The 18,122-nt window shown below is 53.0% G+C and carries 18 protein-coding genes; 7 read left to right on the top strand and 11 right to left on the bottom strand.

All coding sequences use genetic code 11. The annotated features are described in order from the left end of the window. Positions 1-24: 24 nt before the first annotated feature. Positions 25-1,029 (bottom strand): YeiH family protein, encoded by a 1,005-nt coding sequence (locus RIC05_RS14245; protein ID WP_350045407.1) that lies wholly within the window; start codon positions 1,027-1,029, stop codon positions 25-27. A gap of 110 nt (positions 1,030-1,139) precedes the next feature. Here RIC05_RS14245 and RIC05_RS14240 point away from each other — a divergent pair, with 110 nt between their 5' ends. Beyond that, the gene (locus tag RIC05_RS14240) at positions 1,140-2,033 is read left to right on the top strand and encodes a LysR family transcriptional regulator (protein WP_350045406.1); all 894 of its coding nucleotides are present in this window, start codon (positions 1,140-1,142) and stop codon (positions 2,031-2,033) included. Positions 2,034-2,111: 78 nt separating this feature from the next. Here RIC05_RS14240 and RIC05_RS14235 read toward each other — a convergent pair whose 3' ends face one another. The 5 genes from RIC05_RS14235 to RIC05_RS14215 all read right to left on the bottom strand — a co-directional run bounded on the left by RIC05_RS14235 (position 2,112) and on the right by RIC05_RS14215 (position 7,199). Next, positions 2,112-3,014 (bottom strand): hypothetical protein, encoded by a 903-nt coding sequence (locus tag RIC05_RS14235; protein WP_350045405.1) that lies wholly within the window; start codon positions 3,012-3,014, stop codon positions 2,112-2,114. Positions 3,015-3,291: 277 nt separating this feature from the next. Further along, a complete protein-coding gene (locus tag RIC05_RS14230; protein WP_350045404.1) occupies positions 3,292-4,467 on the bottom strand; it encodes an aminotransferase-like domain-containing protein in 1,176 nt (391 codons plus the stop codon). A 149-nt stretch (positions 4,468-4,616) separates the two neighbouring features. Beyond that, positions 4,617-5,435 carry a hypothetical protein gene (locus RIC05_RS14225; protein WP_350045403.1) on the bottom strand — a complete coding sequence of 273 codons (819 nt, stop codon included), beginning with the start codon at positions 5,433-5,435 and terminating at the stop codon, positions 4,617-4,619. A 95-nt stretch (positions 5,436-5,530) separates the two neighbouring features. After that, positions 5,531-6,388: a hypothetical protein gene (locus RIC05_RS14220; RefSeq protein WP_350045402.1), complete on the bottom strand. Its 858-nt coding sequence runs from the start codon at positions 6,386-6,388 to the stop codon at positions 5,531-5,533. A 1-nt stretch (position 6,389) separates the two neighbouring features. After that, positions 6,390-7,199 carry a hypothetical protein gene (locus tag RIC05_RS14215; protein WP_350045401.1) on the bottom strand — a complete coding sequence of 270 codons (810 nt, stop codon included), beginning with the start codon at positions 7,197-7,199 and terminating at the stop codon, positions 6,390-6,392. A 350-nt stretch (positions 7,200-7,549) separates the two neighbouring features. Between RIC05_RS14215 and cysD the strand changes: the two genes are divergently transcribed. From cysD to RIC05_RS14185, 6 genes are all read left to right on the top strand, one after another. Beyond that, on the top strand, positions 7,550-8,443 hold the full coding sequence (gene cysD / locus RIC05_RS14210; protein ID WP_502989559.1) for a sulfate adenylyltransferase subunit CysD: 894 nt from the start codon (positions 7,550-7,552) through the stop codon (positions 8,441-8,443). After that, positions 8,443-10,362: a sulfate adenylyltransferase subunit CysN gene (gene cysN / locus RIC05_RS14205; protein WP_350045400.1), complete on the top strand. Its 1,920-nt coding sequence runs from the start codon at positions 8,443-8,445 to the stop codon at positions 10,360-10,362. Before cysD ends, cysN begins: the two co-directional genes overlap by 1 nt. A gap of 346 nt (positions 10,363-10,708) precedes the next feature. Continuing rightward, complete coding sequence (locus tag RIC05_RS14200; RefSeq protein ID WP_350045399.1) at positions 10,709-11,419, top strand: GNAT family N-acetyltransferase; 711 nt, start codon at positions 10,709-10,711, stop codon at positions 11,417-11,419. A gap of 87 nt (positions 11,420-11,506) precedes the next feature. Beyond that, entirely contained in the window at positions 11,507-12,442 is a 936-nt protein-coding gene (locus tag RIC05_RS14195; protein WP_350045398.1) for a glucosaminidase domain-containing protein, read from the top strand. Positions 12,443-12,546: 104 nt separating this feature from the next. Continuing rightward, entirely contained in the window at positions 12,547-13,182 is a 636-nt protein-coding gene (locus RIC05_RS14190) for a CDP-alcohol phosphatidyltransferase family protein (RefSeq protein WP_350045397.1), read from the top strand. 136 nt (positions 13,183-13,318) lie between these two features. Beyond that, positions 13,319-14,422 (top strand): ABC transporter substrate-binding protein, encoded by a 1,104-nt coding sequence (locus RIC05_RS14185; protein WP_350045396.1) that lies wholly within the window; start codon positions 13,319-13,321, stop codon positions 14,420-14,422. Between the two features lie 90 nt (positions 14,423-14,512). Here RIC05_RS14185 and RIC05_RS14180 read toward each other — a convergent pair whose 3' ends face one another. The 5 genes from RIC05_RS14180 to RIC05_RS14160 all read right to left on the bottom strand — a co-directional run bounded on the left by RIC05_RS14180 (position 14,513) and on the right by RIC05_RS14160 (position 18,104). Beyond that, complete coding sequence (locus RIC05_RS14180; protein ID WP_350045395.1) at positions 14,513-14,860, bottom strand: hypothetical protein; 348 nt, start codon at positions 14,858-14,860, stop codon at positions 14,513-14,515. Positions 14,861-14,966: 106 nt separating this feature from the next. Then, on the bottom strand, positions 14,967-15,239 hold the full coding sequence (locus RIC05_RS14175) for a GIY-YIG nuclease family protein (protein ID WP_350045394.1): 273 nt from the start codon (positions 15,237-15,239) through the stop codon (positions 14,967-14,969). A 169-nt stretch (positions 15,240-15,408) separates the two neighbouring features. Then, on the bottom strand, positions 15,409-16,191 hold the full coding sequence (locus tag RIC05_RS14170) for an SDR family oxidoreductase (RefSeq protein WP_350045393.1): 783 nt from the start codon (positions 16,189-16,191) through the stop codon (positions 15,409-15,411). A 112-nt stretch (positions 16,192-16,303) separates the two neighbouring features. After that, on the bottom strand, positions 16,304-17,284 hold the full coding sequence (locus tag RIC05_RS14165; RefSeq protein WP_350041550.1) for an AraC family transcriptional regulator: 981 nt from the start codon (positions 17,282-17,284) through the stop codon (positions 16,304-16,306). A 151-nt stretch (positions 17,285-17,435) separates the two neighbouring features. Continuing rightward, on the bottom strand, positions 17,436-18,104 hold the full coding sequence (locus RIC05_RS14160; RefSeq protein WP_350045392.1) for a 2-dehydro-3-deoxy-6-phosphogalactonate aldolase: 669 nt from the start codon (positions 18,102-18,104) through the stop codon (positions 17,436-17,438). Positions 18,105-18,122 lie beyond the last annotated feature (18 nt).

The following is an 18,122-nucleotide window of genomic DNA, read 5'->3' as shown; positions in this document are numbered from 1 at the left end:
TGGCGTCGGCTTTTTTGTTCGGAGTTAGGCCAAAATCACCAGAACCACACCGCTTAGCACACACAGGAATATCAGCGACAACAGGGCCGCCACCACAACCCGCCCGCCAACATGCATAACATTGCGGATATCAACGCTTAGCCCAAGGGCGGCCATCGCCAGAATGGTCAGGAACGACGAAACTGTTTTCATCGTGCCCAAGGCGAATTCCGGCAACAGTCCAAATGATCGTGCTGCCATCATGGCGATAAAGCCGATGATGAACCAGGGCACGACCTGTGCGACGGGAAGTCTGGTTTCACGTGCCCGCCCGCCCATCACGGCAAGGGTAAAGATCACCGGCCCCAACATCAAAACCCGGATCAGCTTGACCAAAGTTCCGACTTGCACGGCTAGTGCGCCTGCCGGTGCGGTTGCGGCCAAAACTTGCGGCACGGCATAGACCGTTAGCCCGGAAAAAATACCATACTGGGTGGCGGATAAGCCAAGACCGGCATGAAGCATCGGCAGGACAAAGACAAACAAAACCCCCAGAACCGCAGTAAAGGAAATTGAGGCGGCCACATCATCAGACCGGGCATCAATCACCGGGGCAGTCGCCGCAATTGCCGAATTGCCGCAGATCGAATTGCCACACGCCACCAGCAACGAAAGATGTTCGGAAAGACCAAGGGCGCGGCCAATGTGATAGCTGACAAACAGGCTGGCACAGACCACGGCAATGATCGCGACAATCAGACCACCACCCGCACTGCCAATCGCCTGCGCGCTGATCGTTCCGCCCAGCAACACAATCGCGATTTCCAGAACCGTCTTGCCGCAAAACCGCACACCGGCACAGTAACGTGGGGCCAGACCAAACACGGATCGCACCACCACCCCGATCAAGATGGCAAAGACCAGACTTTCAACCCAGCCACGGCCAAACAGCACCTGTTCGGCCTGCTCGGCCAGCTTGGCGGCAAGGGCCACCAGAAGCGTAATAGCAAGCCCCGGCAAGATCGGTTTGATGCGTGCATTAAAAAACATGATTTTCCTGTGTTTTGACAACACCCCGAAAATCTCATGCCTGACTATTTACTTCTATCGAATAAAAACTCATATTTCATTCGATTTAATTGAACGATTGAGCCTTTGCCATGATGACGCTTGAACAATTGCAAATCTTTGTCGCGGTTGCCGAACGCGAACATCTGACCCGCGCGGCAGAGGCGATTGGCCTGACCCCGTCAGCAGTCAGTTCCGCCATCAAGACCCTTGAACGGTTTTACGGGGTGGCGCTGTTTAACCGGGTTGGACGGCGGATCGAGCTTACCGAAACCGGGCGATTGTTTTTGGATGAAGCCAAAGCAACCCTTGCCCGTGCGCGGGCTGCGGAATTGACACTGGCCGAATTGGGCGGGATGCAGCGCGGTGATCTGAATGTTTATGCCAGTCAGACGATTGCAAGTTACTGGTTGCCGCCATTCCTGATGCAATTTCATGATCAATATCCCGGCATTGAAATTCATCTGACAATTGGCAATACCAAAACCGTATCGGATGCGGTGCGCGGCGGGGCGGCCGATATTGGTTTTATCGAGGGCGATATAGACGAACCGGCCCTTGCCAAACGCGAAGTTGCCGAAGATGCCCTTGTTGTGGTTGTCGGCCCAAAACATCCATGGGCAGATGGCCGCCCGCTCACCGCGCAAGCATTGGTGACGCAAACCAACTGGATTTTGCGTGAAGCCGGATCGGGCACAAGATCGGAATTTGAAAGCGCGCTACGTGATCTTGGCGTTGATCCCACCCGGCTTAAAACAGCATTGATTCTGCCGAGCAACGAGGCCGTTATTACCGCCGTTGAAAGCGGCCAAGCGGCCACCGCCGTTTCACAGTTTGCTGTAAGTTCGCTGATCGCCCAAGGCCGTCTGGCGCGCGCCAGCTTCCCGATCCCGCCCCGCAAATTCATGGTGCTGAGGCATAAAGAACGCAAACAAACGCAAAGCTCGTTGGCGTTGGAGAAGCTTTGTCTGGCCCAAAGCGTTTAATCATGGGGCAGCTATTGCCCGCATCTTGTTGCCAGCATTCCAAAACGAAGGCGTCCGCAACGATCACCAGAACCTGATCTACTGCGAGGCAAAACTGGTATTTTCAATTTTCTCGTTGCCCGTGGCCAAATGTTGCTCACCGGTTATATAGGCGCGAACCACAGCATTCATCACCAAGACAATCATCAACGCAATGAAAAAGAGTTGAAGATTGGCACCCAAAAATCCTTGCCATGCGATATTCAAACCGAACGGTCGATATTCAGGTGTCCAAGTCATAAACCATATCGTCAGTATTGCTGCGGCAAACTTCAAAACGACACAGCCAATAAAACTGCCCGCAACAGCTACCAGGACATAGCCAAAAGAATCAAAAGCCCGGCGCATAAAGCAGCGCAAGGGGACTCTACGTTCAAGAACCAGTTGCGGCAAAAGCGTTCCGGCGACACCCGCACACAATGCAAAAGAGATCATAAAAGCGACCCCCGCAATAAATTGCACACCAAACAACAACCCACCACCACCGACACCTGCCATCGCCAAATGCTGGATGCTGTGAACGATCCCTGGAAACATAAAATAATAGAGCAGCATGGACGGAATTGATGAAATCATAAGAATTACCGTGGTCACGCCAAAATACAGCGCAACCGTACTTCTTCGGATTTCTGGCAACACTTCCGGACCGATGTGATGTGCCAACACTTTCCGCAGAACGACGTAACCAACAATGATCCAGATCGAAAGTGTGAGTCCCTCAAGAATCAGACCGTCGGGATCTCCAATGCCCTCCAACAACTTGAGATACTTGGCCAATTGTAAAAGCGCGACCACAAAACCAACCGACAAAAGCAGCCGCGCCATGCCGATAGCGTCCATGAAGCTTTGGTGCCACAACCCTCTTTCAAATTCGGGTTTTCCCTCATTATCCGCGGCCTGATCTTTCTCATCTGCTTGGCTGGTCGGTGCTGAACTGCTCATTACCTGCTGCCTTCTGTCGATCACGGTTGTTTTTCAAAGCACCCTGCTACCAATGTTAGGGGCACAATAGCCGGTTTCCAGTGACAGGCATCACAACTATTCTTTCGAAGGGGCCGCTTCTTCTTACAACGCATTTAGCCTTTATTTACCGCCGTTAAGTCCTGCAGCGCCGCCACCGCCGTTTCACAATTCGCCGTAAGTTCGCTCCTCGCGCAAGGGCGTCTGGCACGTGCCTGATCCCCCTTTCCACCGCGCGAATTCACAGAGCTTGTTCAATCTATTGATTGCCTTTGCGCACAATCAAATCAGCCAGCCGTGCAATGCCATCGCGGATACGATCCGTGCTTTCGGTGGCGAAGCTTAGGCGGGCGGTATTAGCGCCACTTTGATCACAGAAAAACGCCTGACCGGGGACGAAGGCAACATGGGCATCTTCCATCGCCTCGGCCAGCAATGCGCGACTATCGATGTTGTCAGGCAACGTGAGCCAGATAAACATGCCGCCTTGTGGCTGCGACCAAGAAACACCTTCGGGCATGGTTTCATCCAGTGCAGTCAACATTGTATCGCGCTTGTTGCGATAGGCATCCTGCAGGGTTTTGAGATGTGCCGGAAACAGGGCAGTTGCCGCACGCAAGGCGACTTCCTGATTGATCGTTGAAACGTGCAAATCCCCGGCCTGCTTCATCAAAACAAGCTGACGGATCACCGGGCGCGGTGCGGTAATCCAGCCAATCCGCAAGGCCGGTGCCAATGTTTTGGAAAACGTGCCCAGTTGAATAACCGTTCCGGCATCAAGATCCCCATGGACTTCATCAAGGGCCAAAAGTGATGGCAGCATTTCGCCCTCATAGGACAATTTGCAATAGGCGGCGTCTTCCAAAATGATCGCGCCATATTTACGCGCGGTTTCCAGCACGGCCAAACGGCGGTCTAGTGAATAAGACCGGCCCGTCGGATTTTGAAAATCCGACGACAGATAGGCAATCCGCGCACCCGCGGCAAAGGCCGCATCCAGTTCGGCAATGACCGGCCCGTCATCATCCATATTGACACCGACATAGCTTGGCTTTTCCAGAACGATCTCGCGCCCCGGTTCCAGAAACAGACGGGCGAGCATATCAAGCCCCTGTTGTGCGCCACAGGTGATCAGGATGTTTTCGATATCACGCGCGGCCCCGGCGGTAGCCAGATCATCGGCAATCCATTGCCGCAAGCCCGGAAGGCCTTCGCTGATCGAATATTGCAGACTGCGCCGACCGGCAACCTCATCCCCCGTCAGATCGCCATAGACCGCATTAAAAGTCGCAAGCGGGAAAAGCTTCGGGTCCGGCACCCCACCGGCAAATGAAATAATCTCTGGCCGTTCGGCCACTTTCAACAGATCACGGATTTCAGACGCCCGCAAAGCACGGGCATCCGGCACGATCATTTCATTCCACTGGATGGTCATGGCAACTCTCTTTAGGTCAGCAACATTGCCCTTATTTGGCAAGGAACACTGACCTAAATCAAGTTTATTTTAATGTGTGAGTTAAACTTGAAACAAAATTACAATTCACGCACTGTACCCAAATCCCTGTCACCCCTGAACTGTTGGCTTCAAGACGCATTTACCGACCGCAGCCAAGCACGACAAAAAGTCACGGAAATCAAGATCACGGCGAAACAGGCGATCAAACCGGAAAATGCGGAACGGACGATCAGAAATGCCGGATCGGCGGGCATTCCCAAGGCGACCATGACCGCCACTACCTGCCCCATCATTGGCAAAACCAAGGCCGAGAGAACCGGCAGGACCAAGACAACAGCAGTGATGCGCCAAGCCAGAAAGCAGAAATTTTCCCGCCCGATTGCCAAAACATCGCCAACTTTTACCTGTCCGACCTGCCCGACCTGAAGACTCATCGCGCCCCATGTCCCGAACAATACGACGATGGCAAGGACCAGAAATGCCACCGCTCCGCCAAGAATGAGGCGAACGGCACGCGCGGCATCGATCCGGCCTGCCGTCATCAGAAGAAGGTCCTGCACAAAAACAAGCTGATAAAGATTGATCAACATCGCCAACATGACTGCGGCAAAGATCATCGCCCGCCCAAACCGCATCATGCCGGTCCAGCCTTGTGATTGCAGGGCGGCAAACCCGACCTCGCCGCGCAGGACAGCGATATGGGCCCCGTAGGCAACAGGGATCAGAGGAATGGCATAGATCACAAACAGGCCCCCTTGCCAGATCGCGCCGATCAGGTTGATTGCGCCATCATCGTCCAGTAATGCCGGGCCGGGCATGACAATGCTTAGGGCTGCGATCAGAACCGTCACTGCCACAGAAATGGCAACAACCCCGCGCCCCTGCCACAACAGGGTCATGCCAGCCTGAAGGATCCAGGTCGTGAATGGGCGTGAGGATGCGTTCATCGATTTCGATACATTACCAAATAAATTACCAAACAGTGCCACTGCGATTGAGTGCGATTGATATGGCGATGAATGGGGTCTGTATTCAATGTGCTTTAGATCGTTCTTGCCTGCGCTTCGGCGGGTTCTTCGCGTGAAGGCATATCGCTGGCAGCTAACCGCTTTTCACCAAGATGATACGCGCGCGTCACGATAACGGCGAGCATCCCGCCAATGAAACCATACTGCAGGCTTGATATCGCCAAGGTCATCACGGTTGTCGTATTGGTTAGAAACACGCCGTCAGACGAGATAAGGGGTTCTCCACCTGCGGTCTGGACAATGTTGACGATAATAGAGGTGAGAAACAGCCAGACGACAGGACCGATCAAAACACGACCGGTGACGTACCAGACTGTCTTTTTGCCACGCGCGAAGGAGCGGCCGATACCACTGCCATCGCCTGCAAGTGCGGCAGGCAACAGGGTGGCAAAAAACACAATGGCAATCCAAAGGGCGACAAACGTGACAGGTGCCGTTATCCCCAAAGCAACCAGATTTTCGACCTTCACCGTGTCTTCGACCGACAGCATAAAGCTTCCGGTCATGACAAACAGAATCAAGGATGACGGCAAGGTGACTAGAACCTGAACCAAAAGGTAACGCCCGGCAAAAAGCTTTAGGTGCGGCTTGTCTATGACCTTAAGTGCGGCAACATCGCCGCGCCCCTTCATCGTCGCGTTAAACAGCGAAAGCGCAAGAAATCCCCATATTGCAAAGCCAAGCAGGTAAACAACATAGACTTGTCCTGCGAAACTGCCGGTCAGTTGCCAGAAAACCAAACCAAGCATCAGCACAATCGCAATCAGGAAACTTGTCCGGCACTGCCACAGAAGCTGAAAACTGGCTTTCCAGATACCGGGTTGCTTCGGTTCGACCTGCTCGGTCTGCTCGATCTTACTCTCTTCGGTCATATCAAATTGCCTCCGCTTCTTTGAGTTCGCCTTCCGGCTCATTGCCGTCTGCCAATCGTGCCTCACCAAGCTGGTAGGCACGAGACAAGACAACAGCAACCAGAACAATACCCGTCGCCCAGACCAGATATCCGAACCCGTTCATCGCCATATCAAAGGGAACGAATTTCAGATTGCCCGCCTGGATGGTGTAAGTCCGGATTGCTTCGGAAAATTGCGCGGGCAGGAGAAAAATCGTGGCAAGGAACAGGATGATATTTGCCCCCGGGCCAATGATCAGTCGCGACATCACATAGCCGATTGTTTTGCGCCCGCGTGCAAATGCACGCTTTATCGAGGAGCCATCTGCCATAACCGCTGCGGGCATCCAGGTTCCGAACAGACCAAGCATCACCAACGTACACACCCCATAAAATGCAAGCGTAACCACCATCACAAAGACGTATCTGACAGTTTCATCTGCGGCCTTGACTTCAGGTATGCTCAGCACAGGTACCAAAATGAAAAGTGCCGGAATGAAGCTGACCATGGCAACGGCAAAGCCGCGGAGCCAAAACCGAAAGAAAGCCCACTTTTCAAGGGTCCCGACTGCCTTAAAGCCGCTTATATTGCGCAAAACCGTCACATGACATGCAATGGCCAGATACATACCGACAATAAATGTTGGGGCTTGCGACGCATCGGCTTCGGGTTTGATGGCATAAATGACACTATCCAATAGCCACAATGTCCCGACGACAACCGCAAAGATCGTCAGGTTTTTACGAATAACCTCGGTGGCCTCGCCCCAAATGGTGATGTCGAATTTCATGCCTGCCCCCAAACCAGATCAAAGTGAATTACATCAATCTAATACTACTTTTTGGCGACACGACTTTCCTGTGACGCTTGTCACACTTATCCGTCAGGGGGAACCTCCACCCCGAAAGGTCAGGAAGCGATGATTGCAAACTTCGAGGATCAGGCTTGCAGCCTTCTTTCGGACATATTAAACACATATTTCGATGTTCAATTTGAAACGACTACAAAAATTTGTGTAAAAATAGAAATCACACTTGCCATCCGGGCGATTCCATATTACCCATCAAAGCTAAGTGAAATACATTTATAAACACAATAAATTGTGTTGATTAATCGTCAGGAAAGAGAATGCAGCCTAATCTGACCCATCTCCGCCAGCTAGAGGCAGAGAGTATTCATATCATCCGCGAGGTTGCGGCATCGTTTGAACGGCCGGTGATGCTTTATTCCATCGGCAAGGATTCATCTGTCCTGCTGCATCTCGCGCGTAAGGCATTCTATCCCGCCCCGCCGCCCTTTCCGTTGATGCATGTTGATACCACCTGGAAATTCCGCGAAATGATCGAATTTCGCGACAAGGTCGCTGCGGAATACGGGTTTGAGCTGATTGTTCACATCAATCAGGACGGTGTTGATCGCGGCATTGGCCCGTTCACCCATGGGTCGGGCCTGCATACCGATGTCATGAAGACGGAATCGCTCAAACAGGCGCTGAACAAATATAAGTTCGATGCAGCCTTTGGCGGTGCCCGCCGTGACGAAGAAAAGGCCCGTGCCAAGGAACGTGTCTTTTCCTTCCGGACCGAAACCCATCGCTGGGATCCGAAAAATCAGCGCCCTGAATTGTGGGATATCTATAACGCCCGGATCAACAAGGGTGAAAGCATCCGTGCTTTCCCGATCTCGAACTGGACCGAGCTTGATATCTGGCAATATATCTATCTTGAACAAATTCCGATTGTGCCGCTGTATTATTCGGCCAAACGCCCGGTGGTTGAGCGCGATGGCACCTTGATCATGGTCGATGATGACCGCATGCCGCTTAATCCCGGTGAAAAACCGGAAATGAAATCGGTGCGGTTCAGAACGCTTGGCTGCTATCCGCTGACGGGTGCTGTTGAGTCCGAGGCCGCCACCCTGCCCGACATCATTCAGGAAATGCTTCTGACCCGATCAAGTGAACGTCAGGGCCGCATGATTGATCACGATCAGGCCGGATCGATGGAGAAGAAGAAGCAGGAGGGTTATTTCTAATGGCACACCAATCCGACCTGATTGCTGATGATATTCTCGGCTACCTGAAATCTCAGGAAGAAAAAAGCCTTCTGCGCTTCATCACCTGTGGCAGTGTTGATGATGGTAAATCGACCCTGATTGGCCGTTTGCTTTGGGATTCCAAACTGATTTTTGAAGATCAGTTGGCCGCCCTTGAAGCAGACAGCCGCAAGGTTGGCACCCAAGGCGGGGAGATTGATTTCGCCCTTCTGCTTGATGGTCTGCAGGCCGAGCGCGAACAGGGCATCACCATTGATGTTGCCTATCGCTTCTTCTCGACCGACAAACGCAAATTCATCGTCGCTGATACGCCGGGCCACGAACAATATACCCGCAATATGGCCACCGGTGCATCCACCGCCGATGTCGCCGTGATCCTGATCGATGCGCGCAAAGGCATTCTGACCCAGACCCGCCGCCATAGCTTCATCACGTCGCTTTTGGGCATCAAACACGTGGTTCTTGCGGTTAATAAAATGGATCTGATCGACTATGATCAGGCCAAGTTTGACGCCATTGTTGCCGATTATCATACCTTTGCCAAAGACCTTGGATATCGATCAATCGCAGCAATTCCGCTATCGGCGCTACGCGGTGATAACATGATCGAAGCCAGTGCCAATACGCCTTGGTATGATGGCCCGACATTGCTTTCGCATCTTGAAACCGTACAGGTCGAACAAGACGCGATTGAAAAACCGTTCCGTCTTCCGGTTCAGTGGGTTAACCGCCCGAACCTTGATTTCCGGGGTTTTTCAGGCACGATTTCATCGGGCACCATCAAACCGGGTGACGAGATTGTCGTGACCGCATCGGGTCAGACCAGCAAGGTTAAAGACATCGTTACCTTTGATGGCAACCTTGATGTCGCGATTGCCGGTCAGGCGATCACCCTGACCCTTGAAGACGAAATTGACATTTCGCGCGGCGATATCCTTGCCGCATCTGATGCCAAACCCGATTTTGCCGATCAGTTCGAAGCCCGCATCATCTGGATGCATGAAGATCATCTTCTGCCCGGTCGTCCCTATCTGATCAAGATGGGCGCACAGGTGGCCAATGCCCAGATCAGCGATTTGAAATACAAGGTCAATGTCAATACGCTTGAACATATGGCCAGCAAGACGCTTGAGCTCAATGAAGTCGGGATTGCCAATATCTCGGCTGACAAGGCACTGGCGTTTGATCCTTATGATGATAACCGTCATTCCGGGCGCTTCATCATCATTGACCGCTTTACCAATGCCACTGTTGGTGCGGGTATGGTCAACCATTCCCTGCGTCGTGCGACCAACATCAAATGGCAGGAAATGGACATCAACAAAGGGGCGCGTGCTTATCAGAAAGGTCAAAAATCGGCCATTCTGTGGTTCACCGGCCTGTCGGGTGCGGGTAAATCAACCGTTGCCAATCTGGTGGAGAAAAAGCTCCATGCGATGGGCAAGCACACCTACACCCTTGATGGTGACAATGTCCGTCACGGCCTGAACAAGGATCTTGGCTTTACCGATGCGGATCGGGTGGAAAACATCCGCCGTGTTGGCGAAACCGCCAAGCTGTTTGTTGATGCCGGTGTGATCACGCTTGTGTCCTTCATCTCGCCGTTCAAAAGCGAACGCCAACTGGCACGCAGCCTTGTTGAAAAAGACGAGTTTATCGAAGTCTTTATCGACACCCCGCTTGAAGTCTGTGAACAGCGCGATGTAAAGGGCCTTTATAAAAAGGCCCGTGCGGGCGAAATCGCAAACTTCACGGGTATTTCCAGCCCGTATGAACGGCCCGAAAACGCCGAGATCGTGGTAAGCACCGAAAATCAAAGTGCCGAAAAGGCTGCTGAGGCCATCGTTGCCAAACTCGAAGAATTCGGCGTTCTGGGGGCATGGTTCCCCGATATCTGATCTTTCGATCTGATCCCTCATCAGATCCGATATGAGAACCCCCGGCATGTTTCATGTCGGGGGTTCTTTTGTTTCCAACGCCAAGGCTGGCATTCAGTGTTGTGGACAATTCAGACGGTGATATGCCGACATCATTCCGGCCGATTTACCCCCGATCAAACGCATTGAAGTGCCGTTGCTGTGCCACGACACAATTGCCAATCGAGACGTCATTGAAAGGGTCGATCAGGCCGCCCCGTCACAATGATGTAAATTGGTCCTGTCACATTCGCCAAACTGGCCCTTCCTTACAGAACCAATTACTTTCATTTTAGGTGCCATATGCCACATAGATCAGGATACCCTTATGACATCGTCCCACAAAGACGCCTTTGGTAAGCCCGTCGGCCGTCCAGTTGAAAACTGGACCCCGTGTGATCTGCCACCGCGCAGCGATATGATCGGTCAGCACGTGATTATCAGCCCGCTTGACGTTGCCCGCGATGCACGACACCTGTTTGAGGCCAATCACGCGGCTTCTGACGGGGCGCGCTTTACCTATCTGTTCACCCATGCCTTTGATGATTTCGATGCCTATAAATCATGGCTAGAGGGCATGGCGGCGGCCAGCGACCCGATGCTTCACACCATCATTGATGTGACGAGCAAAAAGGCCGTCGGCGTTGCCGCCTTCATGCGAATGGACCCGGCCCATGGGGTGATTGAAATTGGCAATATCAATTATGCCCCGGCACTTTCACAGACTATCGGCGGGACCGAGGCGATGTATCTGATGATGAAGCGGGCCTTTGATGAGCTGGGCTATCGCCGCTATGAATGGAAATGCGACGATCAAAATGCACCGTCACGGGCGGCGGCAGCACGATTTGGCTTTAGCTATGAAGGTACATTCCGCAACCATATGGTCTATAAGGGCCGCAACCGCGACACGGCATGGTTTTCCGTCACCAGCGAAGAATGGCCGGCGATCAAAGCCGCCTTCGAAGCCTGGATTTCGCCCGAAAACTTTGATGAAAACGGAAAACAACGCACCCGTTTGCAAGATTTTCGGCGCTGAGCTTGTTTGTGATTTCATTGGTTTCACCAAAACGTGGTAACCTCCCCCTGTCTTGCAATCTGTTGGAACGGGCAAGGGGAGAACACCATGCCATACACCGCTTTAAGGCATAAACTTGGTGCGACGGTCATCTTCGCACTCTTGGCAAGCAGCTTTGTCGCAAACCTGGCCCACGCCGACATCACCCTGCCCGTCCCGAAAAAAAGCGACGTCATCCGTGTCGAGCTTCACGGTTATGAGCAGTTGGAAAAGTTCTTTGACGATCTGGGCTATACGCCAGAAGCATGGGATGCCGGTGAACGCACGATCCCGCGTCTTTTCCTGCAAACCATCCCAAGCGCCTGGCGCGACGAGATCGCCGATCAACTAACTGTCACCGCCAAGAAACGCATTTTCTTTCGCACCCTTGGTCCATTGACGGTTCTGGCAAATGATGAAATCGCCTTTCAGCAACAGGCCTTGAAAACCGCGATCAGCACCAATGACAGTGCAGTCATTGCCGAGCTGGCAACCCAATACCGGATCAGCACAGATGCAGATGATCCGGCCACCATCACCGAGCTTCAAAGCCGCATCGGCCCGATCCCGCCATCCCTTGCCATGGCGCAAATGGCGATCGAAAGCGGATGGGGAACTTCGCGCTTTGCCGCAGCGGGCAATGCATTATTTGGCCAATGGACATATGACGGCGAAGGCATCACCCCCGAAGAACAGCGCAGCCATCTTGGCGATTACAAAATTGCTGCTTTCAAATCGCCGTTCGGGTCGGTTCGGGCCTATATGATGAACCTTAATACCGGATCGGCCTATCAGGAATTCCGCGATCTCCGGGCAAAGATGCTCGCCAACAACGAACCGTTGTCGGGCATGATTTTGGCCGAAACCCTGACACGGTATTCCGAACGCGGGCACGTCTATACCGAAGAAATCCAAGCTGTCATTCGCCAAAACAAACTTGTTCATGCCGATGATGCTGTGCTGGAAGAAAGCCCTTATTACCACCTGATCCCGGAGGGGGAATAATCCCCTAGGTCCAATAGAGTTGGCACATACGAACTGGTGAATATCAATTGTCCGCCGTTAGGTTTATAGTCGCGATCACAACAGCTTAACCGGATGATGTCCAAATGTTTGATGCCCGCCTGCGCCCGTTGATTGACAAGCCGCTTAATGCGGTTGCCAAAACCCTGTCGGGCACCGGAATCACGCCAAACATCATTACCGGGTTCGGCTTTTTCCTGGGTGTTTTGGCTGCTGGTTGCCTTGTTTTGAAACTGGATTCCGCTGCCCTTGTACTGATCCTGGCATCGCGGGTGATGGACGGGCTTGATGGGGCAGTTGCCCGTCATGCGGCCCCACGTTCGCGTCATCCCAATGCCAAAACACAGGAAAGCGATCTGGGCGGTTATTACGATATTGTCGCCGATTTTCTGTTTTACGCCGGCATCATTCTGGCCTTTGCCATCGGACGACCTGAACATGCCTTGATGGCGGCGTTTTTGATTTTTTGTTTTGTTGGCACCGGAACAAGTTTTCTGGCCTATGCCATCATTGCCACCAAGCAAAATCGCAATCATGACAAGCAGGGCAAGAAAAGCTTCTACTACCTGACCGGCATCACTGAAGGCAGCGAAACAATCGTTGTTCTGTGCCTGATATGCCTGTTTCCCGAATGGTTTGCAAAAATAGCCGCAATCTTTGGTGCATTGTGCCTGATCACCACCTTTGGCCGCGTGCTTCAGGCCCGGCGTGATTTTGGCTGACAAGACATGCCACAGACGTCTTTATTCGCTTGAAGACATGTGTATGTGACCCCATATCGATAATGGCAGACGATATTTCTGACCAAAACAACAAAAGCCTCGCAAGGGCATAGATGAGAACAGGCACCGAAAAAATATGTGGTCAAACAGGGTTCTATGCTCAGTCATTCTTGGATGTTTTTTTCTTGCCGCATGTGATCAATCAGGACCAATAAAAATCGGTTTCATTGCCGGCCTGTCCGGACCGGGGTCTGATGCGGGGACCGCATCGCTTAATGCCTTAAAACTTGCCGCCCAACAAACCAATGACGAAGGCGGCATTGACGGGCGGATGGTTGAAATCATTCCACGGGATGACGAAAAATCACCCGAAACCGCACAAAACCATGTCCGGGAGTTCAAGGAACTTGGCGTTGACGCCATTGTCGGCCCGATCATCAGTTCAATTGGCATGGCGATGCTGCCGGTGATTAACGATCTTGGCATTGTCACCATATCTCCGACCGTATCTGCCGCCGAATTCGCCGGTTTTCGGGACTATATGTTTCGCATGAACGCGACAACACGTCAGAATGCGCGTGCATATGCCAAGCGTAGCATCGACCTTGATCACAGCACGGTTTCCATTGCCCTTGACGGCGAAAACGAAGCCTTCACCGACAGTTGGTATCGCGAATTTCTTTTGGAATTTGACGAACTTGACGGGCGGGTTATTTCCAAGGTCTGGATCAATGTTAACGGCATTTCACTTGCCGATGCCGCCGCCAAACTGCTCGAAGGCTCCCCCAGTGGCATCGTTTTGATCACCGATAGCGCCGATAGCGCCGAACTTGCCAGGGAAATCCGAAAACTGTCTTCCGATGTTCCGTTAGCCGCAGCTGAATGGGCAGGATCAGCAACGCTGATTGAGTTGGGCGGGGCAGCGGTGGAAGGCATGGAACTGGTTCAGGCCTATGATCGCTATGACGATAATCCGCGTTTTCAAAAATTCGTTGCCGATTATACCGCCATGTTTAACGAGGCGCCCGGCTACACGTCGGTCCTGACCTATGACGCGGCAACGGTTCTGCTTACCGCGCTTAAAACCAAGCATCCTGATCAGCGGCTGGCCGATGCGCTGACCATGTTGCCCCCGCAAATGGGCCTTAATCAGGAACTGGTGTTTGACCAGTTTGGCGATAGCAACCGCAACAGTTATTTCGTGACCATTCAGGGCGGGAAATTCATCCACGTCGAATAACCGCCCCACCCCTTGTGCCAAAATAAAAGCCCTGCGATTGCAGGGCTTTTTAATGTCAGCGCGAAGCCAATCGGGCGGTTCGATGCCGCCCTAGTGATCGCTTTCTTCAAGGAAATGATCGCCAAGGCCGGTATCATAGGCCATGCCTTCCTTGGTCAGGACCAAAGCGGCCGGATAGCCTTCCTTGACCAGACCTTTGCGGGTCAGAACCACCCAGACGGACGGGTTTTCAAAACCGCTGGCATCACGGGCCGCAACAGTGTACTGGCCAACATGCACATGATCACCATGGGCATGGGGAACACGCAAAAGAGTCCCTTCGCCGGTCTCTTCATCGACCTGCCCGGAATTCGGATCATTGGCGATGATCTGAGCAAGAACAAGGGTTCGAAGCTGCAATTTATTGAGTTTCAGCGGATTTTTGCGAACGAATGCCATATCTGGTGTTACCCCGGTTTATAGAAGATATTTGCAAGGACATATCTGTTACTTGGCCCTTTGATGCAAGCCCTGTTTTGATCAAAGCAGCCGCCCCATGGCCAATTTATTCCCCGGCCAGAGCCTTCCGCAGTTTGCGATCACGCTTAAGGTGCCATTCGCGGCTCATGGCCTGACCAAAGGTCCGAAACCGTTCGACATAAACCAGTTCCCACTGCCGCCCGCGCGTGGTCCTGGCCCCTTTGCCGCTATTATGGGTCGCAAGCCGTGCATCCACATCGGTTGACCACCCGACATAGGTCCGGGGCAGTTTTGCCTTGCTGGTCGCCGCGTCAAACCCCAGTTCGCGCAATACATAGACAAAAGTAAACGACGCCATTCACGTATACAGTTTTACTTTGGGCACCTAGTGATGTGTTGGATTTCGGCACAGGGTGTGTCGAAAACATCTGGTTGCGAGAACCGGCGCGCAGCGTACTTGCGTACGTGAGCACCGGAAGCACAGCAAACGGACGTTTGCAGACCAACCTGTGCCGAAAGGCGACATATCAGCCCATTGTGGAGTTAAACGCTCCGCCATCAAGCAATACGTTCTGCCCCACCATGAATTTGGCATGTTCGCTGCACATAAAGGCACAGGTCGCACCGAAATCAAGCGGGTCACCAAAACGACCGGTCGGAAGACCTGCCTGGGTTTTGCTGCGCGCTTCATCAAGGCTGATGCCTTCATTCTTCGACTTGTTGGTCATCAAGGCGTTGATGCGATCAGTGTCATGCTGACCGGGCAGAAGGTTGTTCATAATCACGCCATCCTTGGCGACCTGACGCGAGGTCCCGGCGACAAAGCCGGTCAGACCGGCACGTGCCCCGTTTGACAAACCAAGATGCGGGATCGGTGATTTGACCGACCCGGATGTGATGTTAACAATCCGGCCCCATTTGCGCGAAATCATGCCCGGCAAAACTGCCGTTGCCAAAAGGATCGGGGTCAGCATGTTTGACTGCACGGCGGCTTCCCACTCGGCCTGGCCCCAATCGGACCAAATACCCGGAGGCGGACCACCGGCATTATTGACCAGAATGTCAGGCGCATCGACCGCCGCCAGAACCTTTTTGCGGCCTTCTTCGGTGGTGATGTCGCAGGCAACTGTCGTGACGTCGACGCCATAGGTATCGCGGATATATTCAGCAGTTTCGTTCAGCGGCCCTTCAGAGCGGGCATTCAGCACAAGATCAACACCGGCCTCAGCCAGTTTGATCGCGCAGCCGCGACCAAGCCCTTTTGACGACGCACAGACAATCGCCTTACGGCCTTTAATTCCCAGATCCAATGGATCCTCCCATTCTTGGAGTTCTTGCAATGGCAGGAATTTAGCCTGTGCTGACCCGCCGGGTCAAACCCAGTTCTCGGACCTTTGGCATTTGCCGCGCTCTCTTAACTGATTAATTGCGCCGACGCAGGGCTTCTGACGGTGTAACGCCATATTGCCCGGCATAGATGCGGGCAAAGCGGCCAACGTGATCAAACCCCCATTTTCGGGCAATGGTGGCAACAGTGTCTTCGTCGCCCGCCATCAAAAGATCATCATGCGCCCGGCTGAGACGAACCTGTTTTGCATAGGCCATCGGCGCCATATCCAACACGTCCCCGAAGGCACGTTGCAATGTCCGGTAACTACAGCCCGCATAGGCGACAAGATCATCCAGACCAATCGGTTCATCGGCATGATCATGAATATAATCGCGCGCACGTTTGACGTAATAGGGCATCGCTGTCGATGAGGGCCTGTCTTTCAGCCGATCCGCATAGGAGTTCGGCAACATCGTTAAGATGTTTGTCAAAAGAAGGTCTTCCAACTCACGGCGAAGATGCGGGCTGGTCAAGTGCCGAAGCGGTCCGTCAAGCGCATTGGTGACATATTCCAAGGTATTGCGAACATGCTGTGTTTCCGGTCGCGCCAGATCCATCATAGGATCAAACACCAGATCACCGCGGGCAACATCAAGGCCCCACAATACATGCGCATGGGCGCGCAGCTTTGACACCGGCAATTGCATGCCAAGGACGGAAAAATTGTCCTCGATCGCCGATAGCGGCAATTGCATATTGCGGATCAGCCCAATATCAGTCGACACCGCACATTCATGCGGGCCATGCTTTACCTGTGCTGAACCGCTGGTAACGAACATAAAGAACAGGTCTTCATCATCAATGGAAGGTGTCTGGATACGAACCCGCCGGATCCCCAAGGATGCGTATAGCAGGCCGATATCGCCAAGTTCTGCGGCATGGATGGCGATATCCACTTCGCTGTTCTTGCCGACAACATCAAGTTTTTCGATGCTGTTAAGATCAAACAGAAGTTCACGTGCCTGATGCAAATCTTGCGATGCAAACACCTGATGGTTGACAAGATAGCTCACTGTGGCTGTCCCCAGAAGTTAGACTCTTCCCCCAAAGAGTCGCCCAGTTACAACACCTGTTTTTACAGTGTGCGTTGCTTCTGATGAACTGGACACCTTCAAAATCGACTATTCTGAAGACATTATCAAGCACTTACATTTTTAAAGCCGCTTACCCAGCCGATGCAAACACCGCATCGTGGGCCGCAACATAGGCAACAGCCGCCTTGGAAACATCATCGGTACTCATGCCCGGTTTATAGATGCCTGATCCAAGGCCAAAGCCGTCACAACCGGCCTTGGCATAGGTCGCAAAATCATCCGCCCCGACCCCGCCAACCGCATAAACCGGCATGTCTTTGGGCAGGACCGCGCGCATGGCCTTGATGCCATCGGCACCAATGATGCTGGCGGGGAAAATCTTAAGCCCATCTGCCCCGGCCTTGATCGCGGCAAAGCATTCGGTGGGCGTCAAAACGCCGGGCCACGATCCCATGCCCAGTTCCTTGGTTTTGGCGATCACTTCGATATCGCAATTGGGCGAGACAACAAATTCACCCGATGCAGCCTTCAGATCGATGACATCTTGCGGGGTTAAAACCGTGCCTGCGCCAATCATGGCGGCATCGCCCACGGCCTGTTTCATCAAGGCGATGCTTTTAAACGGTTCTGGCGAATTCAGCGGTACTTCAATCATCGTGATCCCGGCCGCGACCAGGGCACGCGCCATATCGGCGGCTTCATGGGGTTCCACCCCGCGCAAAATCGCAATCAGTTTGCGATGGCCGTTTGGCGTTGCGGTGTCCGTGATCTGGGAGTTGACCGGGGTTGGAAGTGCCATTTTGGTAATCCTGTCTGT

This window comes from Thalassospira sp. (genome assembly GCF_040218635.1).
In the GTDB taxonomy this organism is placed as follows: domain Bacteria; phylum Pseudomonadota; class Alphaproteobacteria; order Rhodospirillales; family Thalassospiraceae; genus Thalassospira.
Note: the sequence above shows the minus strand (reverse complement) of the source record. Positions and strands in the feature narration are given on the sequence as shown.